This is a genomic window from Enterococcus sp. AZ095b, from assembly GCF_051714725.1.
Taxonomy (GTDB): Bacteria; Bacillota; Bacilli; order Lactobacillales; family Enterococcaceae; genus Enterococcus_B; species Enterococcus_B pernyi.
In genome coordinates this window covers 269,781-294,360 of record NZ_JBIOSL010000001.1, presented here as the reverse complement: position 1 = coordinate 294,360, position 24,580 = coordinate 269,781, and the positions used below count along the sequence as shown (strand labels likewise).

Below are 24,580 nucleotides of genomic sequence, written 5' to 3'. Positions count from 1 at the left end.
CATTCTTACACTGTCATTGTAGAAGATTAAGAAAGTGTTTTCATCGGACGCATTTCTAAAAGAATGCTATACTTTTTATCCATAAAAGGAAAAAAGGAGAATATGATGAAATTAAGGGAGTTATTATTGCTAGGTGAACTAAAAAAAGGGAAGATTCTAACGAATGAGATTGGTTTAGATAATGAAGTCGAAACTGCAATGGTCTTAGAAGCCATTGATATCGAAAATTGGAGCAAACAAAATCAGCTGATCCTGACCTCGTTTTATGCATTGAACGACTTGTCAGAAAAAGAACTGGAAGATTTTTTCATCAAGATGTGTCAAATCGGGATCAGCGGTCTTGTGTTAAAAACCGATCGTTTTATCAAGGTGATCCCCGAATGGTTTATTGAGTTATGCTTCAAATATGAAATCCCATTGATCAAAATTAGTCAAGAGATCAGCTATGAAAAAATTTTATTAACGATTTATGAGCCGTTACTCAATGCACATGCCCATACTTTACGAACCTACTATGAAGCACGCCAAAGATTCAACCGTCTAGAAAAACAGTTTTCTTCTTTAGAAACGATCATGCAAGAGTTTTATCAAATCATCGAACTTCCTTTTTCCTTAAAATTGCTTGATAAAGAAATCGAAATTTGCGAAGGGATGATTCCAACCGATGCCATCGTACTCTCACGTGAATCGCTACCACAAACAGATTTCATGAAAAACGATTATTCTTTACTGACACTTTATGCTCAAACAGACTCGAAAAAACGCTATGCATTAGAGATTGCGATTTTCAATAACTATTCTCTCAATTGCTTATTGCTTGTTTATCTGAACAACCAACAAATCAAAGAAACCGACCTAGTCATTATCGAAAATGCCATTGACGCCTTGCAAGAAAAATTCAATACAGAAAGCCTATTGAAAAAAGAACGCTATACTCGTTTAAATAATTTAGCTGATGCGATTTTACAAAATACACCACGAAATCCTGAAGAACTAGATAGCTTGCTACAAGAAGCGCATATGCAGTCAAAAGATACTTACCAGACAATCGTCTTTTCAACTAAAGAGATGCAAACGCAATTAATGAAAAATCGCATCCTTACACTTTTACGGACACTGAAAAAAGAGGCGATTTTCTTTGACCAACATCAATATTCAGCTGTTTTATTCAACTTTGCTCAATCGGAAGGGCCTATCACTAAAGATCAGATTTCACGTCTGATGGTAGAAATACTCGCAGAAAATCAACAAGTAACATTTGCCATCAGCCAAGCAAAACCACGACAGGAAATCAAGGAATTGTTGTTTGAATGTTTGGATATTTTGAATTTCAATACCTCATTTTACAATGGTCCTGTTGTGACATCCGAAGATATCGGCATATTCAAACATTTTATTCGAGAAAATCAGATAGCAACATTGCAAGAAGCAATCCCTCTAAAATTGGTGCAGTTGGCTCAAACAGACTATGACTTATTTGAAACTTTTTATTGTTTTTTACAACACAATCGGAACTACAAACAAACAGCAGAAGCAATGTTTTTACATGCTAAAACGATTCGTTATCGTCTCCACAAAATTTCCAATTATCTATCAATTGATTTAACAAATCCGTTACAAATGATCAATCATGAGATTGGCGCCTATATTATCAAAATGAGGAGACAGGCAAATGAAAGAAACCAAACAACTACTCGATGACATTACAGTAACCATTTATCCTGCTCAGAGTGATACACCGAAATATATCCTTTATTTGCATGGTGGCGGATTGATTTACGGATCAAAAGGTGACATACCCAATAGGCTAAAAGATCTCTTTTTAGCTCATGGCTACACTCTGCTAGCTCTTGATTACCTGTTGGCACCAAATACATCTGTAACAGAAATCATTGCAAAACTAAATGAAAGCTTTGATGCCTTAAAAAAGACAATCATTCATGAACACCCCTTTGGTATTTGCGGGCGTTCTGCCGGAAGTTATTTGATGTTCCACCTAACCAAATATTTGTGTGTGGATCGAGGGCTTTCACCCAATTTCCTAATCAATTTTTATGGCTATGCTGATTTTGAATTTCTGAAGAAACAAACCACTCCCACCACACACACATTAACAGAAGAAATGCTTATAGACATTGATCAACAAACACCCACGGCAGACGATCCACTGATGGGTCGCGCCTTACTTTATTACTATGGACGACAACAAGGAATCTTAGCCGATTACTATCGCTTACCGAAATCACTGGATTGGTCGGATTATGCCATTAGTGAAACAGAACTTGCAGTTTTTCCTCCTTGCTATAGTACCGCCAGCACCTCAGACCAAGAAGTACCTTTTGCTTCAAGTAAAAGGATAAGCAAACAGATCCCGAATAGTCGATTCAAACCTGTTTATTATTTAGAACATGACTTTTTGAAACAAATAAACGAGCCCCAAGTCCAAACAGTCTTAAAGGAATTATCAGATTGGTTATCCACCAAAGAGTCACTTTGACATATGGCACAGAAATCTAGTAATAAAAATGAAAAAGCCTATCTCTCGATAAATAGGAGGATAGGCTTTCACTTTTTACGATTCATTCAAAACTTGAATCAATCAACTAGATATTATTTTTTATTGGTCATTCGCCACTCGCCACTCTAACTCGTTTAACAGTGGCGTATAATCCACTTTGGTGAAATCAGTCACATCGAATGTATAAAGCGTTCCAAGTTCAAAGTGTTCATACTTTCGATCATTTATAACAGCTCTAAATTCTTCTTTGGTGATATGATTGGTTCCTAACGATCGGTCGTCCAACGTATCCCCATAATGATAATGGTCCATGATATAACTCAAATGACGTTCAGGATCACGATCTCTTTTATAACGTCGTTGCCATAGTACATCAAAGTCTGCGTGCAAGCGAATCGTGATCACTTCATATCCATATTTTTTTGATAACGCTCCTAATGGTCCTTTTTGTTTGTCACTGAAAGGATACTCTGAAACAATCACTTTCTTCCCTGCTTCCATGTACAGTTCCAACGCTTGATAAAAGAATGGATACACCTTGTTTTTTTCTTGCTCTGCTCGTTCAGCTAAATTATCGAATCCAATTGATTCAGCGTAATACTCTTTAACTTCATCTAAGGTAAGACGATACATCGTTGGAAACCGTTCGAATAGTCGTTCCATCAAATAAGTTTTTCCTGTCCCAGGACTTCCTGCCAAAAGAAACAAATATTTTTTCATTTTAGCTCTTTCCTGCATAGATCTCACTTCCTGTGTTCAAAAACAGGCCGATTTTATGTTTGATGATTGCCTTTACTACTTCGTTGGCTGGAATCACGTTGTGGCGTAATGATCGGCTGACTTCTGTTTCCCCAAAGCTTTCTTTTGCTGTTTTCGTCCAGTTGACAAGTAGCTCTGTCCCAACATTGAATTTACGTATTCCATGGTTGATCAACTCTGGATAATCTTCCTCTTTCACTCCAGTACCGCCGTGGATGACCAAGGGAACATCGACTACTGCGTCGATTTCTTTCAGGAGTGTTAGATTGACTTCTGTTTTTGATTTGAATTGTCCATGATTTGTTCCAATAGCAATTGCTAATGCGTCTACTCCAGTTGCTGCTACGAATTCTACCGCATCTTCGGGTTTCGTATACACTTTATCATCTTCTGCCACATGGATTCCTTCTTCCGTCCCACCAATCGTTCCTAGCTCCCCTTCTACTGAGACACCACGAGCATGGGCGTATTCAACGACTGCTTTTGTTTTCAAGATATTTTCTTTAAAAGGTAGATGGGAACCATCATACATTACTGAAGTATAACCGCTATCGATTGCTTGCTTGATATCAGAGAAATCACGCGCATGATCCAGATGAAGAACAGCGTCCACCATTTCTTCTTCAGCAATCGTTTTCACTACATTGACTAAGACATTCATCCCAATATATTTCGCCGTATCCACACTTGTTTGGATAATGATCGGCGCACCCATTTCTTTGGCTGCTCGTAACATTTCTGGCAACATCTCTAAGTTATGCGTGTTGAATGCGCCCACGGTAAAATTCAAAGCTTCTGCTGTTTTTGTTACCTCTTTTAATGTCGTATACATTTTTTTTATAGCCACCTTTATTCTTATTTATTCCCTGTAATCGTAAGTTGTTTAGCAATTTGTCGCATCTCGTCCATTTTCCCCATATAATGATCAATTCCTTGATCGTCCCCAGCTCGTGCAGCTTCTGCTCTTTTTGCATTATATAAAGACATCAACTTCTTGTACCCATCATTGATACTTTTCTTCAGTGATAAACTTTTCTCAAGGTGTTCGATTGCCTGATCGTTATCCCCTAACTCAGCGAGCTTTAGTCCTACTTGTTCAAAAAGAACCGCTCGTTGGTCTGTTTCTTCTGTCTGGTCGATATCTTTCTTTAGTCGTTCGATCGTTGTTTGAAGTTCTTCTTTTTCTTCGATGGAAAGCGTCTGTATTACTTCAGGTTGCTCTTTTTTCTTTTTCAAAAAACCAAACATTATGCTCCCTACTTTCACATTAGAATGCTTTTAAAATCGGACTTAAGATCCAAGCGTACAGTAGCGCTACCACTACTGTATCGACATCTGTCGCTGTCGCACTAACAAATCCCATTGAATTGAAAATCGTTACTAATAATGCTGGCAACAAGGTAATAAAGAAGCCATGAGCGATTCCACCAATGATTGCTCCTCGTCGTCCCCCAACTGCATTACCAAAAATACCCGCTGTCCCCCCAGCAAAGAAATTCGTCAACATCCCTGGCAGAATCATCGCTAATCCAAACATCGGCAACGTAAACATCGCAATGACCGTACCGATCGTTGTTGTGATAAACCCTAAAATCACTGCATTGGGACTATAAGGGAAGAACACCGGACAATCTAACGCTGGAATCGCATCAGGAACTAGTTTCATCGCAATCCCACGAAACGCTGGAACGATTTCGCCTAGTAATAAACGTACCCCTGAAAGTAATACGTATACACCAACAACAAACTGGATGGCTTGTAAAAAGGCAAACATGATATAGTTTTGACCTCCTGATAGCTCAGCCGCAAACGTCTCTCCTGCAAACAACACAGTCACGATATAAAGTGGCACCATCACCACCATGACTGATAAATACGTATCTTGTAAAAATTCAAAGTGAGCAGGCAATTTAATGTCTTCAATCGATTTCTTGTTCTCGCCTCTTTCACCAAAGATTTTTGCTACCCCAGCCTCAAATAAATAGCCGATCGTACAAAAATGCCCTAAAGCAATATCGTTTGAACCGGTGACCTTACGTATGATTGGTTGCGCCATCGCTGGCATCGCAATAGCAAACACTGCCCCAATGAAACCACCAACTAAAATCAAGACAAACCCACGTAACCCAGCGAAGTACCCAAATACAGTGGTCATCGTCGCCATCCATAAGATTGCTTGACCAGTCAAGAAGATATATTTCCACTTCGTAAAACGGGCAAGTAAGATATTAAAGATAAAAATAGCTAAAAAGGTTAACGCGATATCTCTACCTAGACCAAGTTCATTCATTGCTTGACCATTGATTGCTTCAATTGACGGGATGATTCCTTCCATTTGGAACCCTTCGGTAAAAATTTGCCCAAAATATGTCAAACTACCGACGATGATACTCGAACCCGCACTTAAAACTTGAAATCCTAGCAATGTTTTCAATGTACCCGAAATAATTTGACCCGTTGATTTCTTTTGCAGGATCAGGCCTAGCATCGCAATCAAGGCAATCGTGATCGATGCTTGAGTCAAAATATTTTCGATAATAAAATTGATAACGCCCATATTTTCTCCCCCTATTTTTTCTTGATTAGATAGCTCCCTTACTTTGTAAAACTGGTGTTAACTTCTCTTCGATCTCAACTTTTGAGACGATATTTTTCAAGTAAATCATGGCTGTTGTCGGATCAATGGTAAATTTTTCAAATTGTGAACGAAAATTCTCTGCGGTAATGATCACATCTGGCTTCATCGAAACGGCCGAAGAGATATCGCAGTGATCCAGCTTAGCTGTTACGCCTAATTTATTCAATACATCCTCGGCTGACATTTGAGCGGCAAAACTACTTCCTAGTCCTGCGCCACATACAAATAAAATATTCAATTTGTTCATTCCACTCTCTCCTTTTAGCTACTTAAATAGTCGTTTTTTAAATAAATCTACATTTGGACTTTCGATCAAACGAGTCAATTTCGTTTCGTCATTGATCAACTCGATCAACTCCTTCATGATGGTTAAATGGGAATATGAATCTACTGCTGCTAAGCAGAAAATGATTTTTACTGGGTCCATCTCTTCATTGCCAAAATCAACTGGCTGACGAATTGTCGCGACACTCACGCCTAACTTATTGACGCCATCTTCTGGTCTGGCATGGGCTAATGCCAGATTCTTGCCAATAACGATATAGGCGCCATACTCTTCTACTGCACGGACCATCGCATCAACATAACTTGACTCAACGATATTTTCTTTCAACAATGGTTTAGCCACTCGTTCAATCGCTTCTTGCCAATTGTCTACGTGTTCTTGGATCAATATATGATTATCTGTCAAAATGTCTTTTAGCATTGGTTGGATCTCCCTTTTATTGATTTCTAAATGATTTTGCTCAAATAATGTTTCTAATTTGGTGTAGATTGGCCGATCAATCTTGCCTCCACTTTCTTCCACGATCCGCAAGACGTCGGTAAACAATTCTGTTTGCCCACTCTCTGTCGGAATCAGTCGTTGGACCTTTTGGTGAGCATTTAAAAAATCTGCAATGATCGGACGATTCGCATCGGTTAAAATAGGCTCCAACACAAGCAGTGGTTTGTTCTGATCTGATAATTGGAACGTACTGAAAATCAAGTCGACATCTAACTTATCCACCAACTCCGCTTCTTTAGAACTCAATACCACGACAACTTCAATTTGTGGGAACTTCTCTTTTAAATTTTCTGCTAATAGATTGCCTGTTGCCAGTCCATGGTGACAAACCACCACTGATTTATACATGTACATGACATTCTGTTTGATCGTGCTAGCAATCGTCGAAAAATGGATCACTAGAAAAGCAAGTTCATCTTCGATTATCTCTCCACCAATGACTTCCTCGATCGTTGGGACAAATAATTCAACTGCTTCATAGATGGGGCGGTAATTGGCCCGAATATTTTCTTTCAAAGGATTCGTGACTTGGATTCGATGTTTGATGCGAATGATCAAAGCCGTCATATGTTTATAAAGATTTTCACACAGGATTTCTTCTTTTAAGTGAAATGGGATACGGGTCTGTTCCTCGACGAACTGGATCAGTTGGATCGTCAACAGTTGGGCTTGGACCCATTCCAACGAATTACTGATATCTTTTGAACTGAATGTCTCAATCGTAAAACGAAGGTAGTTTCTTTCAACCGGTGGAACGTCTGTCAAGCGAAACTCAACGATGACTTTTTCAATAAAATCAGTGAAACAGTCTTTTTTTTCGTTATTATTTTTCCAATTGATTGCTGAAATAAGTTCATGCTTTCTGACTCGCTGGACCCAGATCATTGTAAACAGCAACAGTTGATTTTTGTAGATATCATCTTCTTGTCTGATCATAGTATCTGTATAGATGGCTTCGAGCTTTACAATCTCCGAAGGTGAAAAATACTGTTGGAAAATTCTTTGAGCCGCAGTGATTTTCGTACCGTTTCTTGCTGAAAAATCAATTCTCCCTAGATTTTTATTAATCAAGTCATAAATCATCGTGCGGATGGAGCGCTCCGCTCCTTTATAGACCAATCCCTGTCTGCCAAAACTCACGATTTCGATACCGTATTTGATCAAATCCGCTCGCAAACGACGCATATCTTCGTCCATCGTACTTTTCGAGATCATGAATGCTTCTTCCTTACGATTCAAATAAACTGGCTGTTGCTCATAAGCAATTGATAACACTAAATCAAAGGTCCTCTCGTCACGATTCAACAACTCCTCTTGATAAGTCACCAATGCTTCTGTCAGTCTTTTTTCTTCCTCATCGCTTAAACGCAACAGAAACCCTTGCTTACGAACCGTTTGGATCTCTGCTAATTGATTGGCTCGCAACCAACTATTGACATCCAGCACATCTTGACGAATCGTTCGTTGACTGACTTGATACTCTAACGCTAATTGTTCCGCTTTGATTGGATAATGATATGCTCTAAATCTTTGAAGTAACTCAATCGTTCTCGTTTTCATATGATTGATTTTCCTTTCTGAACCAAGTATATGTTTGCGCTTCCAAAATAAAAAGTAGAGATTTCTGCCAATTAAGTTGGCAGAAAAGTAAGAAAGCCTGTACTAATTTTTCAAGCAAGAAAGTAGCAGAAGTACCTACTTTCGAGAAATGAGCCGCACAAGTCGAAAATAGTCTCTCCTATTTTTGGCTTGCGCGGCTCATTTCTCGAAAAAATCCTCTTCAGGAAGCTCGCTTATTCGATTGTTTAGAAATAACCATTTCGCTCACCCAAACAGCTATTTTGTCACTCGTTTTAGTTGGTTGGTACCTACTGATATGATCGTTAAATAATTGAAGAAGTAACTCAATCTTTGACAAAAACCTAGTTTATCTAATAGTGGAAGGTGATTCAGCACTTGGATCCTTGCCAGTCCGTAAATCATCGCACTCAGCAGACTCAAGCTGATAAAAACGATATACACTCGACTGATTGGTTGATTCGCTTCTTTTCGATAGAGCAATAAAGCAAAAACCGGAAATAAAAGAAAGCCACTATAACCTAAACTAGAACCAACATTATGTACCCACGTTGAGAAATCCCACGAAGTAGCTTGGGTGTTAAGACTAAACAATCCTGTAAAAAGGCAATCGCCTATCGCATAGAAACCTAGTGAAACAACCAACAATTTCGCTAAATGAGTAGATACTTTTTCAAACGAAGAATACAGCGCAGGTAAGGATAAGCTAAAAAAGATGCCTGAAAAAACAGAACAAACAAGAAAGAATGTTCTCACTGGACTTGTGACGTCACCGAATACACTGATTGGCAGCCTTAATTGATCTAAACCTGGATAGAACAAGCCCAAAATATAAGGTGTTGAAAAATCACTCAACACTCCTAGAAATAAAAAATAAAGCCCATAACGTCGTAAAAAAACCATGTACTCCTCCAAAACACTTTTATTCTTATATACAGAATAACATTTTCAATTTAATTGCAAAACAAAAAATCCTATTGATTCTGTCACATTCAGTGGTTTAAAATCAATGGATTTTTTGCTTTGATAGAGCTTATTAACTATATTCTCAAAAAAGTTATCATTTTAAAATCAATGGTTCACGACGAGCTAGTTTAAGTGAATGGATAATGAATGACCTCTTTGTACGTTTCAAATAATTCAGCATTCAATTGATCGCCACCGTCTATATTGGCAGAATAAAAAATCGGTGGGTGTTTCACTCCCTCAGAAATCAACTGTTCACAAACTTCTACGATGATCGTATTGAGAATGGTCCCTCCAATCACCGTAGAAGAAGGCCCGACCTTTTGTGATAGCCCTGTTAACAAATGACGATAGAAAGATTCCTCTATTGCAATTCACTCAAACGACTTTTGATCGAAACATCCTCGCCATTTCTTTTTCTAGCACCTAGTTCACCAATTGCGGTAAATAGTAAGTCACTGGAAGAATTTAGAGCTGTCTCAACTGAGTCTTGGATGACCCCAATAATAAACCCGATTCCTACCACTTGCATCGCAATATCATTTGAGATGCCAAATAAGCTACAAGCCAAAGGAATCAATAGTAATGAACCCCCAGCTACTCCAGATGCACCACAAGCAGCTAAAGCCGCCAAGATGCTTAAAATCAATTTCAAGCCAAAAGAAGCTTCGATACCTAGTGCCTGAACAGTCGTTAACGTCATCACTGTGATCGTCACTGCTGCTCCCCCCATATTGATCGTTGCTCCTAATGGAATCGAAATGGCATAAGATTCTTTTGTTAATTTCAGTTTTTCTGCCAACATCATATTGATCGGAATGTTCGCCGCAGAACTACGCGTAAAGAAAGCAGAGATTGCACTTTCTTTTAAACAAAAGAAAATTAATGGATAGGGATTTTCTTTGATAAACAAAAAAGTAAGTAATGGATAGATGATCAAAGCAACAAAGAGCATCGTACCTACTAACACAAGAACTAATTGGAGATACTCGGTCAGTCCAGAAAGACCAGTCGTTGCAATTGATTCATAGACTAACCCCAAAATACCGATCGGAGCGAAAGAAATAATCAATTGAACCACCTGTGACAATGCGACCGAAATCTGATCGATAACTTCTTTCGTTGCTTCCGTACGTGTCCGCAATGCCAATCCTAGTAATACCGCCCAAAATAGCACACCTAAATAATTAGAGTCAATAATTGCTTGAATCGGATTTTGAGTGACATTGGTCAGCATCGTTGATAAAACAGTCCCAATATTTTGAGGCGCTTGTTCCGAAGCAGTTTCCTGCAGAGTGATCGGTACCGTAAAAATCGAACTAGTGATCACCGCCACAAAAGCCGCGAAAAAAGTCCCCCCTAAATACAATCCTAAAATCGGTTTTACAAATGTCTCATTCCCCATTTTATGTTTTGCAATTGAAGCTGCAGTCAAGAAAAACACTAACAGCGGCGCAATCGCTTTTAAACAACTAACGAACAACGTTCCTAATAAAGCAATAAATCCCCAGGTCGGTAAAAAAATACCTACTATTATACCAATTAAAATACCGCAACCAATACGTTGAACTAACGACATGTCCAAGAATTTCTCTAACAAACAATCACCCCTTTATAGTTTAACAACCATTTTAACATCTTCATGAGAGAAACAAAAGAGTAATTTTCAGAAAATTCTTATTATTCCGCATATCTATGTGTCCCTTAAAAAAATAACGAACGATTTTGATTTGGAAAAATAAAAAACATCATTGTAATCTTAGGCATAAATTACGAATCCTCTTTCTCAATCCCCCACGATGATACCTTATCAAATAATTATTACAAGATTCCTATGGAACAATGAATGATTTCCTAATTTTTCTTTATTTGGTAGGATTTCTTGATAGATACTCAAAGATACAGCACCTATGTTCCTAAATACTTAAAGGTGGACTAAAAAATAAATACACATTCTATATAAACTTAAATTTTGGAAATTCTAGTAGTCATATTCTTTCTTTTCAAACGTTCTTCTGTTTATTCCCGTAATAGATTAGAATAATGGTTTTAAATGTACAATCATTTCAATTGATAATCTTTCATGTGATTTTTATCTTTTTTCAATTTGATATTTAGAAGATACATCTGGGACTTCTCTAAAATTTGATATGATTTTTCCAAATATTAATGAAGTTGTAGGTGATACTAACAAAACAAAAATAACCTCCCAAAAGTCACCTGATAAAATTGCTGATATAAATAGGTAGCCTACAAATATACCATATACACATGAAAAAAAATTACTCTGAACAACATAGATTTTTGACCTTTTATTTTCAACAAGTACTAACTGTACAATTGTCGTATCTTTAACTAGTTCTTTCACTTTCTTATTGTTATGTAATAGTCGACAGGTTGATATTATTCCATATGTACTAAGAAGACTAGCAATCAATAGAGCTAAATATATTGATTCAAGATAGCCCAAAAATATAAGAAAAGGACTAATTACAAAAACACTGAAAATCCCATAAGATTCAGGAACATAAAATTGTATTTCAGGTGTTTTTTTACCTTCAAAAATTTCTGCTGATCCAGTTACTTTATATGCAGTCCAACTTTCTTTCGGAGCGTTGTTGTAAAAGGTACTAAACGGAAAAAAGTTTCTCAGCCTCATTAACTTAAAATAATCAACAATGTACAATCTATCATTTAATTCCAGTAAATAATATCTGCTATTAATTCTTTTAATCTCTTGGGCACAGTTGTTTCCTATCCTCTAAAGCCTCCTTCAAGTTTCTCAGTTGATTCTGAAAAATTTAGCACTATAAGCTATTACTTAATTAGTTTCAAAACAGTTCTATAGTATTTTATTTCTGTTATTCCATATTAATAACTAAATTTTTAAAACCCAAAAGTTTCTGGTTCCTCTTCAATCTCTCTTTCAATCACTAATTTAGGATAAGGTATGTTTTTTATGTTTTCTTCGTAAGAATTAGCAAACGCTACTTCTTGCTCATCTCGATATCCTTCAAATAAGACTTTCTTTATATCTTTATCATTAAAAAATGCAAAATTGGATTCCGCTATTACACCTTGCGGATAACCTAAAGCAGAATAGTCAAAATAACCAATCGCTCCTTCATTATTAAAAAGCTGTGCCCGTCCAACAATAATAAGTTTGATATCTCCGCCTTTTAATCGCACTACACTTCCTAATGGTAAAATATGTTTATTGATCATGAAATTTTCCTTCCTTTATTTGTTTTTTTAGTATTCCCCCTGCTTTAATTCCTAAAATAGGCGGTACTATTTTTCTTAAACTTGCTAAACTAAACACACCAAATAAAAGTTCTATAAAATCTTCACCTTTTAGCATATGTTCAAAAATCGAAATAATAGAAACAAAGAGTATTCCTATAGTCAATAAAAACTCGACAAACAACAATATCCAAAACTTTGGTGAGTTAGATACAACTCCTTGAATTTCATTGGGAGAAAAATTTCTATATTCTTTTTCTCCCAATGAATTAGTTATCATTATTCCTATAAAAACGTGTGCTAACACATATCCTAGACACCACACAAGAAGTAAACTAACTAAAACTGGAAAAATAAGTAATCTATCTAAAATGGTTCCAAACGTCACCATTCCTACCATAAGAACTTGACTTGTCCAAAAAGTTCTACTTTTAGAGTAGCTTTTTCCTGCTGTTTCCGTATAAGCCCCTTTAAAATGTTGTACATATGGAGTGCTCTTTTCAAAATCAAAATATATTGATGAATTTCCTGATATTTTCAAAAGTGGAATAATCTTCTTCTTTTTCATCCGAATATACTCCCTAATGATTGCCCAAAACCGGCAAAGACTTTACCAACATCGTTTTTCAAACTGTTTATTCCTAAAGAAATAGTTTTTCCAATATTATCAAAAGCTTTTTTAGCTTTCCCCGTTTCAATCCAATCATATACATGCTCTCCAAAACTCCCAATACCAGCTCCAATAACTGCGCCTAGTACGGATCCTGCACCAGGTATTAGTATCAAGGTTCCAAGAATGCCCCCAATATAAGCCCCCATAACTTTGCCACTAGCATCTATTATCGTATATGCAACTGTATTTCTAGTTGCTCTTTCAATATCATTATATTTACTCATTTGAGTATCATAATCAAAAGCTATAACTGCAATCGTACCAGCAATCCCTATACCTTTCCACATATTATTACTTCTTACAATTTCCACTGAATCTAATAAATCATCACTAACACTCTCTAATGTTTTAGCGTACCTAGTTGTACGAGAGAACGAATAATTAGAAACTGACTTAGACCCAAGTCTTATTGCTTTTACTTTAGTTGCTTTACCATATTCTTTGATGACACTTAATGTAGTGTTCCCTATAGAATGGGCATAGTCTATCTTCTCAGTCAATTTCTCCAATATTTGCTTCACCTTATTATCAGTTCCAACCTCAGTAAACCACTTTTTATTTATCCCCTCGGGTAACAAATATGAACCATCTGTCCTCACTCTCGTATTCTTTAACACTAATACACCCTGCATTGCCAGTTTCAATTCATCCAAACTATGACTGAATAATCCACTAGTTTGAGAATTGAAATTATGTAATTTTTTTAGCTTATTTTGTAATTGATCAATATCTTGTTGAAAGCTCTCTGACATACGTTCTAGATATCGTTGGACATTTAGCAATGTTTCGAGAATGCCGACGAACGGATTACTTTGTGCTTTGGACTGAACAAAAGCAGAAGTCGTGTCTACTGATACTTTCATAACTCGCGTCGTCGCCAGTTGCTGGTTCAGTTTGTTCTCATCCAAGTATCCTTCCATTGCTACAATCTGATCCGAGACTTTATACCTTTGTAGCTCCTGTTCAATTTTTTCAATCGCATTCGTTGTTCGTGTAATTGTCGGAATGATCAATTCACTAAATAATCCTTTTCCTGCTGTATATGCTGCACCAGATAATTCGTTTCCGTTAACAGCTGACACGACTTTTTGACTTCCTCTCTTTAGTTGATTGATCGTTTCTTTACTACTAGCTAACTTCTTCTTTAACGCTGACATAAATTCTGATGATTCCCCACTCAAATGTTCTCCTTTCTGCAAACAACTCTTCTCTTTCTACTTCTAATCCTTGTAAAGTTTTCCTGTACGAAAAATCAAGTTCTTCATGTGCCTGATGAAATTGTTGTTGAAATGTTTGTTGCTTTGCTTCATACTCCTTCTGCATCCAAATTGCATTGGTCATACCTTGTTGGATATCTTCATGATTCAATTCAGATAATTGGCGAAAATCTCTTTGAAGTTCTTTTTCTAATTGAAGGAGCTGGTTTTCTAACCTACGTTTCCCATTTACTAATTCGTCTTGTTGCTGTTCCACTTTCCAAATTTCTTTTTGATTCTCATAGATCATTTCATTGTCTATTGACATTCGTTCACCTTCTTAGATATTTGATGGTTGATTTCTTGCAACATTCTTTTTCCTAAACGATAGCTTTGCTCTTTAGATACTGGTCTTCTTAAACTAAATACGCATTTTATCTGAATTATTTTCATATTTAAAACGATTAAAGCGATTTTTATTATTTCATAAAAAAATGAGCCCTTTGATCAAATAAAATAACTGATAAAATTAATTTTACACCTTCGACATATTTCCATTTTAATATAATAATCAATTGAAAAAACAAAATATATCATTAAACATCGTTTTAGTCTCATAATCGTTAAAATAACAAAAAAAGACCGCCATTTATTGACAGTCGATCTTGATATGGATAATTATTTCATTTGTGGTACGGAGCCCCAGTATTGATCCGAAATGCGCGATAAATTTGTTCAACGAGGATCAGGCGCATCAGTTGATGGGGGTAGGTCATTTTGCCGAAAGAGATTTGGGCATTGCTGCGTTGCATGACGTCATCGCTTAATCCTAACGAGCCACCGATGACAAAGACGAGCTGGCTTTTTCCTTGGATGCCTAATTGATCAATTTGCTTTGCAAAGGCTTCACTAGTAGGATTTTCGCCTTGGATCGCTAAAGCGTAGACAAATTCATGATCTTTGATTTTTGCGAGTATACGCTCGCCTTCTTTTTCTTTGACTTGGCGCATTTGAGCTTCGCTAAGATTTTCTGGTGCTTTTTCGTCAGGTACTTCTATTAGTTCGATTTTCCCGTAGGCTTTAAGTCGCTTAACGTACTCATTGCTTCCTTGAATCAGATATTTCTCTTTTAATTTTCCTACTGAGATGATTTTTATATTCATAATTATTTCCTTTCCTCATTCTTCCATGTCGATTTATTCCTTCCTTATTATAATTGAGGATGCTTATTCAAGAAAGTGATTTAAAAAAGTTTTCCCACATAGTTATACACATCTTCCACAGGTTTATCCACAGTTTATCGTGGTTTTATTACTTGTTTCATAAGTATTTCTTAAGCAAACATATGTTTCGCACAGATTTTTCCACTTTTCCCACAAGTTGTTGATAACTTTTATGGACAATTATACGCATTTTTTACAAATACTTTTCCACAATTTCTGTGTATAAGTTTGTATTTAATTTTTTCATCTGAAAACAATTATTTTTCCTAATGTTTTTCATAAAAAGTTCACAGTCTGGAAGTAGACTAAATCTAGTAAATAAGTCTATACTTAACTTATCTAGAAAATAATAAATGGAGGCAGATCACATGGACAGAAGAGATGTGACACCAAAAATGAAAAAAAGAAAATCTAATGGCATTTGGCGAAAGCTAGGTCTTGGCGTAGTTGGTGGCGTGATTGGCGGATTACTGACTTTCGGTATTTTTTATGCAGCAACTGGAGGTGGTAACTCAGTAACGACTTCTTCTAGCAGTGGGACACAAAATGCATCAGGCGAAACAGTTGTCGAGAATGTAAAAGTCAATGTAGATTCAGATATCACTTCTGCAGTAGATAAAGTACAAGGAGCAGTTGTTTCTGTTATCAACCTACAAAAACAAAGTTCATCATCTGACCCGTTTGGTTCATTATTTGGCCAACAACAAGAAAGTAGTGGCGAAGATAGCGAATTGCAAGCTTACAGTGAAGGTAGCGGTGTGATCTATAAAAAAGAGGGCGGTTCCGCTTATATCGTGACGAATAATCACGTGGTCGATGGACAACAAGGGTTAGAAGTTTTATTAAAAGATGGAACAAAAGTGAAAGCAGAATTAGTCGGTACAGATGCTTACACTGATTTAGCTGTGTTGAAAATCAGTGCTGACAAAGTCGACACTGTTGCTTCATTTGGCGATTCTGCTTCATTGAAAGTCGGCGAACCTGCGATTGCGATTGGTTCTCCTCTAGGTTCTCAATACGCGAATTCCGTAACATCAGGGATCATTTCTTCCTTGAATCGCCAAGTGACAAGTACCAATGAATCTAATGAAACGGTCAATATCAACGCGATTCAAACAGATGCAGCGATCAACCCGGGGAACTCTGGTGGTCCACTAGTTAATATCGAAGGACAAGTCATTGGTATCAATTCAAGTAAAATTGCATCGACTTCTGATTCTTCAAGTGTAAGTGTTGAAGGAATGGGCTTTGCGATTCCAAGTAATGATGTCGTAAATATCATCAATCAACTTGAAAAAGATGGAAAAGTAACACGCCCTGCACTGGGTATCACAATGACCGATCTTTCCGCCGTTTCTACACAACAACAGGAACAGATCTTGAAATTACCATCTTCTGTAACAAATGGCGTGATCATTCGTTCGGTTCAACCAGCAACGCCTGCGGAAAAAGCTGGCTTAGAACAATATGATGTCATCACAAAAATCGATGATACAGAAGTCTCATCTGGTGTTGAATTACAGTCTGTGCTTTATGGTAAAAAAGTTGGTGACACTGTGAAGATCACTTATTACCGTGGCGAAGAAGAAAAAACTGTAGATATCAAATTGACAATTGATAATACTGCATTAAATCAAGGAAATTCAAATAGTTCCAATGGCTCAAATAATTAATAAAAAAAGACGACTATCTCAGTGGAGGTAGTCGTCTTTTTTATTATTGCTAGTTTTTGAATGCTTCGCCAACTATCGCATCTTCAGGTAAAACTAAGATGCCTTTTTTCTCTGGGGCGTTAGGTACGTGAAGTTCCTTTGCAGAGCAAATCATTCCATCACTTTTGACCCCTCTTAATTCTCCAGGCCAAATCATCATACCGTCTGGCATCATTGCACCAGGTTTGGCAACGACTACTTTTTGACCTGCTTCGATATTTGGTGCGCCACAAACGATTTGTAAAACTTCACCACCATCTACTTCAGTTTCAGTTACAGATAAATGATCTGAATCTGGATGGGGTTCACAAGTTTTGACGTAACCAACAACGATTTTCGGCTGGTTGTCTTTTTCGAGTGTTTCTTCAAAGCCAGCTTCCTTGATCAAACGGTTCAATTCAGCTAGTTGTTCTTCTGAGATTGTTACTTGGCCGTTGCCTTCAATTGTTAGATGATCTGAGATATGGAAAAAGTTCCATGCAACGATTTGGCCAGATTCATCTTTGATCTGCGCAACATTCCATTTGCGAATAGCGGTATTTTCCGTCCCTTTATCGTCGGCTACGATCACCATTAGTGTGTCGCCCACATGTGCGCGATTATAAGCAAAAATCATTTTGTTTCCTCCAATATCATTTGTTGAAGTTGTTTTTTATTTATGGCAACTGAATACATCGTACTTTCGGGAAACCCCACATAGTCCAGCGCCAAACTCTCTTGCTTTATCTTAACAAAAAAAGGCGGTTCTTGCATGATAAATTCTCTTAGAAAAGCTTGCCGGAATAAAAAGAAAGCACGGATCACAAAAAAAGACGAGGAAACGAAATGCACCATCTTTCGTTTCCTCGTCTTTTTTGTTCAAGGATCTGCCTATTGAATCAAAAACTAGGCTTCTCTTGGTTCTGAAACGACTAAGACATCACACGGAGCTTGTCGAATCACATAGCTTGCCACACTACCAGTCATAAAACGTTCAACGGCATTTAACCCTGATTGACCAATCATGATCAAGTCGATTTGATATTTCTTTGGTAGTTTTACTGCCATAGATTCTCTGACCGAACCGTAAGCCACAATACCTTCTATTTTTTGGTAGTCAACGGATTTGCCGTAATTTTTACATTCTTCAATCAATTCTTTTGCTGATTCAGTCTGTTGATCGATCAAGGATTGGTCAATAGGCGTATACCCCATAAATTGATAAAATTGTTGGTCGATCACATTCGTCGCATATACTGTGCCTTCATTTCTACGAGCTACCTCAACGGCTTTTTTGAATGCAGCAAACGCTTGCTCGCTTCCGTCAATTCCAACTAATATTTTCTTATATGCTTGTTCCATTTTTCCCACTCCTCTCGTTTCTCACTGCTGAATCGTTTTTTTTAAAAATTGTTCGATTTCTTCTTTTGTTTTACGATCTTTATTGACCAGACGACCTAGCTCTTTCCCATCTTTGATGACAATAAAACTTGGAATACCGAAAATATTCCATTCTGCTGCTAAGTCGATATACGCATCACGATCCATTTCGACAAATGTCCAATCTGAAAAGCGACGCTCGATCTCTGGCATTTGTGGTTTGATGAAGCGACAATCACCACACCAATCGGCAGTAAAGAAAAAGATATGATTGCCTTTTTCAACATAACCGGCTACTTCTTCAAGACTTTTAGGAGTAATCATAGGTTTACACTTCTTTCTTATTCTATATTTTACTTAAATTATACACCTTTACAAAAAACTGACCAAACTATATCTAAAAAATAAAAAACGAGCAAAAGCGGATAGCCTTCACTCGTTGATTACTTATTTTCCGTAAACGATCGTATTCACCGTTGATTTATCTAAGCCCTTCAATGTTTGGATCAACATTTCTCTGGCTGCTTCAAAGTCACGGATACTAAACATCGTTTGATGCGTATGGATATAGCGCCCAACCACACCGATAACGGTACTTGGGATTCCTTCATTTTGTGTATGAGCAGCACCCGCGTCGGTACCACCTTTTGATACAAAGTATTGATATGGAATATTGTTTGTTTCAGCAATATCTAGTAAATATTCACGTAAACGTGGCAACATGATCAATCCTGGATCTTGGATACGCATCAAGGTGCCTTCTCCTAGATGACCAAATGTGCCTTTTTTCGTTACTGTATCATCTGCTGCAGAGCAGTCTACCGCAAAGAATAGATCAGGTTTGAATTTGTTCACTGAAGCTTTTGATCCACGTAAACCAACTTCTTCCTGGACGTTAGCGCCGGCGATCAGCGTATGACCTAATGTTTCTTTTTCTAGGGCTTCTAATGCTTCCAAGACCATCGTACAACCGTAACGGTTATCCCATGACTTACTGATAATATTTTTGCCGTTTGCTGTTTTGATCGTTTCTGCATAAGGTACGATCGTATCTCCTGGTAGGACACCAAAACTCATTGCTTCTTCTTTTGATTCAAAACCAGCATCAAATAAAATATCTGTTACTTCGACTGACTTTTGACCGCTTGTACCACGTAATAAATGTGGAGGCACGGAAGAAGAAATACATGGATAATTTTTCCCTGTTGATGTCTTCAATGTAAAGCGTTGAGCCGACACTACATAAGGATTCCAACCGCCTAGCGGAACCACTTTGAACAATCCGTTATCTTGGATTTGTGTCAACATAAAACCAACTTCATCCATGTGTGCTGCCACCATGACACGAGGGGCATCCGCTTCTTGGTGATGGCGCAATCCAAAGATCCCACCTAATCCATCTAATTGTAATTCATCAACTAGTGGCTCCATGTGTTGTTCCATGTACGCGCGGATATCTTGTTCAAAACCGCTTGTTCCTTGTAATTCTGTTAATTCTTTGATACGTTGAAATGTTTTTTCATCCATAATAATGATCGTCTATAATTCAGACTTGTCTCCTTTCAATCTCAGCTTTGATTTGTCTTAAAAAAATAGCATCTGGACAAATCTATCGTGATCATTATACCGTATTTTATTTCAAAACGGTTATTTATTTCAAAGAAAATCCGATAGTGTGGTAAAATAAAGCCAAAGAAACTTGTGTAATTGTAAAGGAGGGCAAGCAGTATGTATGAAGAAAGTGAACAGGCCTATTTCAAAGGTGGTTTAGCTGTCGGACTTGGTTTAGGATTATTAAGTGGCGTGGCAACTGCACTATGGTACAACCGTAACAAAACGATGTCCGCTGATGAAGTCTTAGCTACCATCAAAGAAGCATTTTTAGACGAAGGCTCGATTGAAGGCTCCTGGATCTCTTTTGAGAAAGAACCGACACGTAAATTTGCAATCCATTCAAAAGCTTATCGTGGTGGGATTTCTCGCATAGAAGATGGTGAAGTCGTCTATTATGAATTTTTAGCAGATGCCTATACTGGTACTGTTTTAGATATTTCTAGAAAAAAAGGAACAGGTGCTTGATTTCATTTTTAAAAGATTCTCTTAGAAATAGGCTTTCCTATGGATAAGAGCTTCTTTTTTTGCGTAAAAACTGGTATAAACGTACATGATAGGTTATGCTTAGTTTAAACTTTTTCAATTTATTTAGGAGAGTGAAAAATGAATCACACAGAAAAAATTGCTGTCCTGATTCCTTGTTATAATGAAGAAGCAACGATTCCCACAGTCATTGCCGACTTTAAACGAGAGTTACCAGAAGCAGATATTTATGTATACGACAATAACTCAACGGATAACACCTACGACTTAGCAGTTGCCGCGGGTGCTATTGTAAAAAAAGAACCTCGTCAAGGTAAAGGAAATGTCATACGTCAAATGTTTTTTGACATTGATGCTGATTATTATTTGATGGTAGACGGAGATGATACATATCCAGCCGAAGCCGTACATGGACTTTTAGAAAAATTACGTTCTGGCGAAGCTGATATGGTTATTGGCGACCGTCTTTCTAATGGCACTTACTTTGAAGAAAATAAACGCGCCTTCCATGATTTTGGCAATAATTTAGTTAAAAATACGATCACTCGTTTATATAAAACAAAAATAAGAGACGTGATGACTGGCTATCGCGGATTTAATCGTATTTTTGTTAAAAGCTTCCCAATCATGAGTGCGGGATTCCAAATCGAAACGGAATTGACCATTCATGCCTTAGATAAAAAATTCAAATTAGTTGAGCTCCCTATTGATTACCGTGATCGCCCAGAAGGTAGCGAATCAAAATTGAATACCTTTTCTGATGGCTTCAAAGTCATTATGATGATTATTAAAATGTGTAAAGATTATAAACCTATCCTATTTTTCAATATCTGGACAGTCATTTTCTTTTTAGCTGGTCTGTTCACTGGGATTCCTGTCATTCGGGAGTTTATGTTGACGAGCTTTATTACTAAAGTCCCTTCAGCCATATTAAGTACAGGATTGATGATCCTAGCTTTACTTTCACTAGTTACCGGTATGATTTTAGATACGGTCGTTACAAATGCAAAGAAAGAGTACGAACTGAACCTCTATCATGTTTATCATGAGTATCATCAAAATAAAAAAGAAGAGAGATGATTTTATGCAATCATCCCTCTTCTTTTTTATCTTATCATTTATTTCTCTGATGCAATCGTCACAAACTTCACTTCGACATATTCTTCTACCCCAAAAGTTCCGTTCTCACGGCCAAATCCTGAATGTTTGACTCCCCCAAATGGCGTCGCAGAATTTGAGATGGCCGTGTCATTGACGCCAACCATGCCATATTGCAATTTATTGCTTACATTGTTGATCGTATGGATATTTGTCGCAAAGAAATACGATGCTAAACCAAAAATCGTATCATTGGCATCTTTGATTACTTGTTCTTCGTCTTCAAATGTAATGATTGGAATCACTGGTCCAAATGTTTCATTGTAGAAAATATCCATTTCCTTTTTTACACCATCTAATACTGTCGGTTCAAAGAAGAAGCCATTTGCATATTCTCCGTCCGTTAGACGATGACCGCCAGCCAAGATTTCTGCTCCTTTAGCTACTGCATCTTCTAGTTGTTCTTCAACTTTTTTTACGCCTTCTTCATTGATCAATGGCCCCGTAGTTGGATCGTCTAATCCATTTCCAACAGTCACTTCTCTGATTTTTTCCACAATCAATTTTGTTGCTTGTTCTTTGATTTCTTTATGGATAAAAATTCGATTTGGTGACGTACATACTTGTCCATTGTTGATAAATTTCGTTTTGATCAATGTATCGACTGCTAATTCTACATCAGCATCTGGAAAAATAATAAATGGCGCATGTCCACCTAGCTCCATGGAAACTTTTTTCAAGGTAGGTGCTGCTTGTTCATTTAGAATTTGTCCGACTTCTGTTGAGCCTGTGAATGTGATTTTTTGGATATCATCCGATTCAGATAAAATCTTCCCGATCGTTGAGGAATCACCCATGACGATATTTACAACGCCATCTGGAAAGCCAGCTTTGTGGAATAGTTCCATCAGCGCAAGTGCTGATAAAGGTGTTGATTTTGCTGGTTTTAAGATAACCGTACATCCTGCGGCGATTGCCGGTGAGATTTTACGAATGATCATATTAGAAGGAAAATTCCATGGTGTGATGGCACCGACGACACCAATTGGTTGTTTACGTGCTTGCCATTGTTTTCCTTCAGGTGAAGGAATGATTTCTCCCATGATTCGTTGACCTTGCGCTGCATTCCAGCGAAGGTTCTCGACATTTGTTTGGATTTCTGCCGTCGCTTGAGCAAGCGGTTTTCCTTGTTCCATCGTCATGATTTTTGCTAAACGTTCACTGTCTTCTTCTACAAGATCAGCCATTTTATTCATTAATTTTGCTCGTTCGCTTGGTGCTGTTCTTGACCAATCTTCGAAAGCCTTGTTGGCAGCCTTGATTGCTTCTTTTGTCTCTTTTTCGCCACCTTGTTGAACGCTTGCTAATGTTTCACCAGTTGCTGGATTGACGACATCAACTGTTCCTTCAGAGCCTTCAAGCCATTTGCCATTAATATAAAGATGAGTTTCTACTTGCGGTAAATCATATTTCCCCATAGTTTTCCTCCTCTATTCTTAATTACATAACAACCGTAACACTAATAAAGTCAAAGCTCAAACCATCTGTTTAGTATGAATCGATCCAACTTAGACCTACATCTTCAATTTTTTCGTTCTTTTGAAGAATAAATTGATCGTTCATTCAAAACCTTTGTTACAATGAAATAGAAGTATCACTATAATTTTATCCTACGACTAAAGGAGTGCTTTTATGGGACTATTTGATGGCTTGATGGGAAATGCTACCCAAAAAGATACAACCAATATCACAAGAGAAGTTCAAGAAATCCTGATTCCAATGGAACAGGTAGAGTTAGCGTTCAAATTAGTACGTGATTTGATTATTTTTACCGACCGTCGGATGATTATCGTCGATAAACAAGGAATGACCGGTAAAAAAAGCGAATATAAATCGATCCCTTACCGTTCGATTTCACGTTTTTCGATTGAAACAAGTGGGCATTTTGATTTAGATGCCGAATTGAAAATTTGGATCTCTAGCGCAGAATTACCCGCTGAATCGTTACAATTTAGAAAAGATAAGAATATCATCGCTGTACAACAGGCACTTGCTGCAGCTGTTTTATCTTAAACTTACGATCATCACAAAGAGCCTCCACATCCAAAACTTGAAGAATTTTGGGTGTGGAGGCTGATTGTGCATTGTTGACGACTTATGCAAAAACGCTTCTAGAGACTTAAAATTTTATAATACATAGCCTTCATTTTTTGATCTTTTGTTCTTTTTTCTTTAAAGTCCATTTTTTCTAGTTTAAGTTTCTTCATATTTTTCTCTTTGATTTTATTGATTTCTGTAAAAGAACGTTGTTTGATACCCTCGATTTTTTGTCTTCTTTTCTCTTTTAACTTTTCTAAATCTTTTTCTCTCATCACGCTCTCCTTTCTTTCGAAGAAGTTTGGTTTCTAAGATTCACTGTGACCATACAAATCTAGAAAGTAGTATCAATCGAACAGGATGGCGGGACGTCCAAGTCTCTTCTATTCATATTCTAGATTTTTGAAAATTTATCTCTCTTTATTTTTTTCGCTTTGCACAATAGTCTGAGAATCACCACTGTGTAATACTTCTTTACTATCTTTAGTTACTTCTTTATTTCTGTCGACTTCATTTAATGCTTGCTCTTTAACTGATGCTAATTTACGCTGTTTTCTTTCTCTAAGCCCTTCCAATGTTTCGTGTTCCATCGTAATTCCCCCCTTTAATAATTATTCTATTGGATAAATGTCGAAA

General features: G+C 37.2%; 28 protein-coding genes and 1 pseudogene. 6 read left to right on the top strand and 23 right to left on the bottom strand.

The genetic code is table 11. From position 1 onward, the window contains the following. Positions 1-105: 105 nt before the first annotated feature. Positions 106-1,701 carry a PucR family transcriptional regulator gene (locus IGJ99_RS01430; RefSeq protein ID WP_224434441.1) on the top strand — a complete coding sequence of 532 codons (1,596 nt, stop codon included), beginning with the start codon at positions 106-108 and terminating at the stop codon, positions 1,699-1,701. Then, entirely contained in the window at positions 1,673-2,497 is an 825-nt protein-coding gene (locus tag IGJ99_RS01425) for an alpha/beta hydrolase (protein WP_438770475.1), read from the top strand. The genes IGJ99_RS01430 and IGJ99_RS01425 overlap by 29 nt, the downstream gene beginning before the upstream one ends. Positions 2,498-2,617: 120 nt before the next feature. On the opposite strand, the gene IGJ99_RS01420 is transcribed toward IGJ99_RS01425, so the two are convergent. From IGJ99_RS01420 to rlmH, 15 genes and pseudogenes are all read right to left on the bottom strand, one after another. Beyond that, the gene (locus tag IGJ99_RS01420; protein WP_041684352.1) at positions 2,618-3,238 is read right to left on the bottom strand and encodes an AAA family ATPase; all 621 of its coding nucleotides are present in this window, start codon (positions 3,236-3,238) and stop codon (positions 2,618-2,620) included. A gap of 1 nt (position 3,239) precedes the next feature. Then, complete coding sequence (locus tag IGJ99_RS01415) at positions 3,240-4,109, bottom strand: class II fructose-bisphosphate aldolase (RefSeq protein WP_224434439.1); 870 nt, start codon at positions 4,107-4,109, stop codon at positions 3,240-3,242. 23 nt (positions 4,110-4,132) lie between these two features. After that, positions 4,133-4,525: a tetratricopeptide repeat protein gene (locus IGJ99_RS01410; protein ID WP_169058418.1), complete on the bottom strand. Its 393-nt coding sequence runs from the start codon at positions 4,523-4,525 to the stop codon at positions 4,133-4,135. 19 nt (positions 4,526-4,544) lie between these two features. Then, on the bottom strand, positions 4,545-5,834 hold the full coding sequence (locus IGJ99_RS01405; protein ID WP_023518995.1) for a PTS sugar transporter subunit IIC: 1,290 nt from the start codon (positions 5,832-5,834) through the stop codon (positions 4,545-4,547). Between the two features lie 25 nt (positions 5,835-5,859). After that, entirely contained in the window at positions 5,860-6,162 is a 303-nt protein-coding gene (locus IGJ99_RS01400) for a PTS sugar transporter subunit IIB (RefSeq protein WP_010736508.1), read from the bottom strand. 18 nt (positions 6,163-6,180) lie between these two features. Then, complete coding sequence (locus IGJ99_RS01395) at positions 6,181-8,262, bottom strand: BglG family transcription antiterminator (protein ID WP_062805823.1); 2,082 nt, start codon at positions 8,260-8,262, stop codon at positions 6,181-6,183. A gap of 276 nt (positions 8,263-8,538) precedes the next feature. Then, on the bottom strand, positions 8,539-9,183 hold the full coding sequence (locus IGJ99_RS01390; protein WP_438770473.1) for a DUF998 domain-containing protein: 645 nt from the start codon (positions 9,181-9,183) through the stop codon (positions 8,539-8,541). A gap of 191 nt (positions 9,184-9,374) precedes the next feature. Next, positions 9,375-9,587, bottom strand: a pseudogene (locus IGJ99_RS01385) (hypothetical protein); the annotation flags it as partial. 23 nt (positions 9,588-9,610) lie between these two features. Further along, positions 9,611-10,846 carry a serine/threonine transporter SstT gene (gene sstT / locus IGJ99_RS01380; protein ID WP_438770472.1) on the bottom strand — a complete coding sequence of 412 codons (1,236 nt, stop codon included), beginning with the start codon at positions 10,844-10,846 and terminating at the stop codon, positions 9,611-9,613. A gap of 492 nt (positions 10,847-11,338) precedes the next feature. Beyond that, entirely contained in the window at positions 11,339-11,905 is a 567-nt protein-coding gene (locus IGJ99_RS01375) for a hypothetical protein (RefSeq protein WP_254679146.1), read from the bottom strand. A 227-nt stretch (positions 11,906-12,132) separates the two neighbouring features. Further along, on the bottom strand, positions 12,133-12,471 hold the full coding sequence (locus IGJ99_RS01370; RefSeq protein ID WP_224434436.1) for a DUF4176 domain-containing protein: 339 nt from the start codon (positions 12,469-12,471) through the stop codon (positions 12,133-12,135). After that, positions 12,461-13,057 (bottom strand): hypothetical protein, encoded by a 597-nt coding sequence (locus IGJ99_RS01365; RefSeq protein ID WP_438770469.1) that lies wholly within the window; start codon positions 13,055-13,057, stop codon positions 12,461-12,463. Before IGJ99_RS01365 ends, IGJ99_RS01370 begins: the two co-directional genes overlap by 11 nt. Next, positions 13,054-14,361 (bottom strand): hypothetical protein, encoded by a 1,308-nt coding sequence (locus IGJ99_RS01360; protein WP_349521008.1) that lies wholly within the window; start codon positions 14,359-14,361, stop codon positions 13,054-13,056. The genes IGJ99_RS01365 and IGJ99_RS01360 overlap by 4 nt, the downstream gene beginning before the upstream one ends. After that, entirely contained in the window at positions 14,291-14,686 is a 396-nt protein-coding gene (locus IGJ99_RS01355; protein WP_224434434.1) for a hypothetical protein, read from the bottom strand. Before IGJ99_RS01355 ends, IGJ99_RS01360 begins: the two co-directional genes overlap by 71 nt. 355 nt (positions 14,687-15,041) lie before the next feature. Continuing rightward, positions 15,042-15,521, bottom strand: a complete 480-nt coding sequence (gene rlmH / locus IGJ99_RS01350) for a 23S rRNA (pseudouridine(1915)-N(3))-methyltransferase RlmH (RefSeq protein ID WP_010736523.1) — start codon at positions 15,519-15,521, stop codon at positions 15,042-15,044. Positions 15,522-15,949: 428 nt separating this feature from the next. Here rlmH and IGJ99_RS01345 point away from each other — a divergent pair, with 428 nt between their 5' ends. Continuing rightward, the gene (locus IGJ99_RS01345) at positions 15,950-17,254 is read left to right on the top strand and encodes a S1C family serine protease (RefSeq protein WP_438770467.1); all 1,305 of its coding nucleotides are present in this window, start codon (positions 15,950-15,952) and stop codon (positions 17,252-17,254) included. A 49-nt stretch (positions 17,255-17,303) separates the two neighbouring features. Here IGJ99_RS01345 and ytpR read toward each other — a convergent pair whose 3' ends face one another. From ytpR to pepA, 5 genes are all read right to left on the bottom strand, one after another. Beyond that, a complete protein-coding gene (gene ytpR, locus IGJ99_RS01340) occupies positions 17,304-17,909 on the bottom strand; it encodes a YtpR family tRNA-binding protein (RefSeq protein WP_010736525.1) in 606 nt (201 codons plus the stop codon). Further along, positions 17,906-18,127 carry a hypothetical protein gene (locus IGJ99_RS01335; RefSeq protein WP_010736526.1) on the bottom strand — a complete coding sequence of 74 codons (222 nt, stop codon included), beginning with the start codon at positions 18,125-18,127 and terminating at the stop codon, positions 17,906-17,908. Before IGJ99_RS01335 ends, ytpR begins: the two co-directional genes overlap by 4 nt. Positions 18,128-18,178: 51 nt before the next feature. After that, complete coding sequence (locus IGJ99_RS01330; protein ID WP_010736527.1) at positions 18,179-18,634, bottom strand: universal stress protein; 456 nt, start codon at positions 18,632-18,634, stop codon at positions 18,179-18,181. A gap of 21 nt (positions 18,635-18,655) precedes the next feature. Beyond that, positions 18,656-18,976, bottom strand: a complete 321-nt coding sequence (locus IGJ99_RS01325; protein WP_023518982.1) for a thioredoxin family protein — start codon at positions 18,974-18,976, stop codon at positions 18,656-18,658. Positions 18,977-19,099: 123 nt separating this feature from the next. Continuing rightward, complete coding sequence (gene pepA / locus IGJ99_RS01320) at positions 19,100-20,179, bottom strand: glutamyl aminopeptidase (RefSeq protein WP_023518981.1); 1,080 nt, start codon at positions 20,177-20,179, stop codon at positions 19,100-19,102. A gap of 201 nt (positions 20,180-20,380) precedes the next feature. Between pepA and IGJ99_RS01315 the strand changes: the two genes are divergently transcribed. After that, complete coding sequence (locus tag IGJ99_RS01315) at positions 20,381-20,731, top strand: PepSY domain-containing protein (RefSeq protein ID WP_169058533.1); 351 nt, start codon at positions 20,381-20,383, stop codon at positions 20,729-20,731. 138 nt (positions 20,732-20,869) lie between these two features. Beyond that, entirely contained in the window at positions 20,870-21,829 is a 960-nt protein-coding gene (locus IGJ99_RS01310) for a glycosyltransferase family 2 protein (protein ID WP_062805833.1), read from the top strand. A 38-nt stretch (positions 21,830-21,867) separates the two neighbouring features. On the opposite strand, the gene IGJ99_RS01305 is transcribed toward IGJ99_RS01310, so the two are convergent. Beyond that, positions 21,868-23,325, bottom strand: coding sequence for an NAD-dependent succinate-semialdehyde dehydrogenase (locus IGJ99_RS01305; protein ID WP_169058532.1), 1,458 nt, complete (start codon positions 23,323-23,325; stop codon positions 21,868-21,870). Positions 23,326-23,539: 214 nt separating this feature from the next. Here IGJ99_RS01305 and IGJ99_RS01300 point away from each other — a divergent pair, with 214 nt between their 5' ends. Next, positions 23,540-23,920, top strand: coding sequence for a PH domain-containing protein (locus tag IGJ99_RS01300; protein ID WP_010736533.1), 381 nt, complete (start codon positions 23,540-23,542; stop codon positions 23,918-23,920). Positions 23,921-24,018: 98 nt separating this feature from the next. On the opposite strand, the gene IGJ99_RS01295 is transcribed toward IGJ99_RS01300, so the two are convergent. Both IGJ99_RS01295 and IGJ99_RS01290 read right to left on the bottom strand, forming a co-directional pair. Beyond that, positions 24,019-24,219, bottom strand: coding sequence for a hypothetical protein (locus IGJ99_RS01295; RefSeq protein WP_010736534.1), 201 nt, complete (start codon positions 24,217-24,219; stop codon positions 24,019-24,021). Positions 24,220-24,354: 135 nt separating this feature from the next. Next, a complete protein-coding gene (locus IGJ99_RS01290) occupies positions 24,355-24,534 on the bottom strand; it encodes a hypothetical protein (protein ID WP_010736535.1) in 180 nt (59 codons plus the stop codon). Between the last annotated feature and the right edge of the window lie 46 nt (positions 24,535-24,580).

Excerpts from the sequence above, each read along its gene's own strand:
- IGJ99_RS01430 (WP_224434441.1), top strand. The coding sequence starts at position 106 with ATGAAATTAAGGGAGTTATTATTGCTAGGTGAACTAAAAAAAGGGAAG.
- IGJ99_RS01425 (WP_438770475.1), top strand. The coding sequence starts at position 1,673 with ATGAAAGAAACCAAACAACTACTCGATGACATTACAGTAACCATTTAT.
- IGJ99_RS01420 (WP_041684352.1), bottom strand. The coding sequence starts at position 3,238 with ATGAAAAAATATTTGTTTCTTTTGGCAGGAAGTCCTGGGACAGGAAAA.
- IGJ99_RS01415 (WP_224434439.1), bottom strand. The coding sequence starts at position 4,109 with ATGTATACGACATTAAAAGAGGTAACAAAAACAGCAGAAGCTTTGAAT.
- IGJ99_RS01410 (WP_169058418.1), bottom strand. The coding sequence starts at position 4,525 with ATGTTTGGTTTTTTGAAAAAGAAAAAAGAGCAACCTGAAGTAATACAG.
- IGJ99_RS01405 (WP_023518995.1), bottom strand. The coding sequence starts at position 5,834 with ATGGGCGTTATCAATTTTATTATCGAAAATATTTTGACTCAAGCATCG.
- IGJ99_RS01400 (WP_010736508.1), bottom strand. The coding sequence starts at position 6,162 with ATGAACAAATTGAATATTTTATTTGTATGTGGCGCAGGACTAGGAAGT.
- IGJ99_RS01395 (WP_062805823.1), bottom strand. The coding sequence starts at position 8,262 with ATGAAAACGAGAACGATTGAGTTACTTCAAAGATTTAGAGCATATCAT.
- IGJ99_RS01390 (WP_438770473.1), bottom strand. The coding sequence starts at position 9,183 with ATGGTTTTTTTACGACGTTATGGGCTTTATTTTTTATTTCTAGGAGTG.
- IGJ99_RS01375 (WP_254679146.1), bottom strand. The coding sequence starts at position 11,905 with ATGAGGCTGAGAAACTTTTTTCCGTTTAGTACCTTTTACAACAACGCT.
- IGJ99_RS01370 (WP_224434436.1), bottom strand. The coding sequence starts at position 12,471 with ATGATCAATAAACATATTTTACCATTAGGAAGTGTAGTGCGATTAAAA.
- IGJ99_RS01365 (WP_438770469.1), bottom strand. The coding sequence starts at position 13,057 with ATGAAAAAGAAGAAGATTATTCCACTTTTGAAAATATCAGGAAATTCA.
- IGJ99_RS01355 (WP_224434434.1), bottom strand. The coding sequence starts at position 14,686 with ATGTCAATAGACAATGAAATGATCTATGAGAATCAAAAAGAAATTTGG.
- rlmH (WP_010736523.1), bottom strand. The coding sequence starts at position 15,521 with ATGAATATAAAAATCATCTCAGTAGGAAAATTAAAAGAGAAATATCTG.
- IGJ99_RS01345 (WP_438770467.1), top strand. The coding sequence starts at position 15,950 with ATGGACAGAAGAGATGTGACACCAAAAATGAAAAAAAGAAAATCTAAT.
- ytpR (WP_010736525.1), bottom strand. The coding sequence starts at position 17,909 with ATGATTTTTGCTTATAATCGCGCACATGTGGGCGACACACTAATGGTG.
- IGJ99_RS01335 (WP_010736526.1), bottom strand. The coding sequence starts at position 18,127 with ATGGTGCATTTCGTTTCCTCGTCTTTTTTTGTGATCCGTGCTTTCTTT.
- IGJ99_RS01330 (WP_010736527.1), bottom strand. The coding sequence starts at position 18,634 with ATGGAACAAGCATATAAGAAAATATTAGTTGGAATTGACGGAAGCGAG.
- IGJ99_RS01325 (WP_023518982.1), bottom strand. The coding sequence starts at position 18,976 with ATGATTACTCCTAAAAGTCTTGAAGAAGTAGCCGGTTATGTTGAAAAA.
- pepA (WP_023518981.1), bottom strand. The coding sequence starts at position 20,179 with ATGGATGAAAAAACATTTCAACGTATCAAAGAATTAACAGAATTACAA.
- IGJ99_RS01315 (WP_169058533.1), top strand. The coding sequence starts at position 20,381 with ATGTATGAAGAAAGTGAACAGGCCTATTTCAAAGGTGGTTTAGCTGTC.
- IGJ99_RS01310 (WP_062805833.1), top strand. The coding sequence starts at position 20,870 with ATGAATCACACAGAAAAAATTGCTGTCCTGATTCCTTGTTATAATGAA.
- IGJ99_RS01305 (WP_169058532.1), bottom strand. The coding sequence starts at position 23,325 with ATGGGGAAATATGATTTACCGCAAGTAGAAACTCATCTTTATATTAAT.
- IGJ99_RS01300 (WP_010736533.1), top strand. The coding sequence starts at position 23,540 with ATGGGACTATTTGATGGCTTGATGGGAAATGCTACCCAAAAAGATACA.
- IGJ99_RS01295 (WP_010736534.1), bottom strand. The coding sequence starts at position 24,219 with ATGAGAGAAAAAGATTTAGAAAAGTTAAAAGAGAAAAGAAGACAAAAA.
- IGJ99_RS01290 (WP_010736535.1), bottom strand. The coding sequence starts at position 24,534 with ATGGAACACGAAACATTGGAAGGGCTTAGAGAAAGAAAACAGCGTAAA.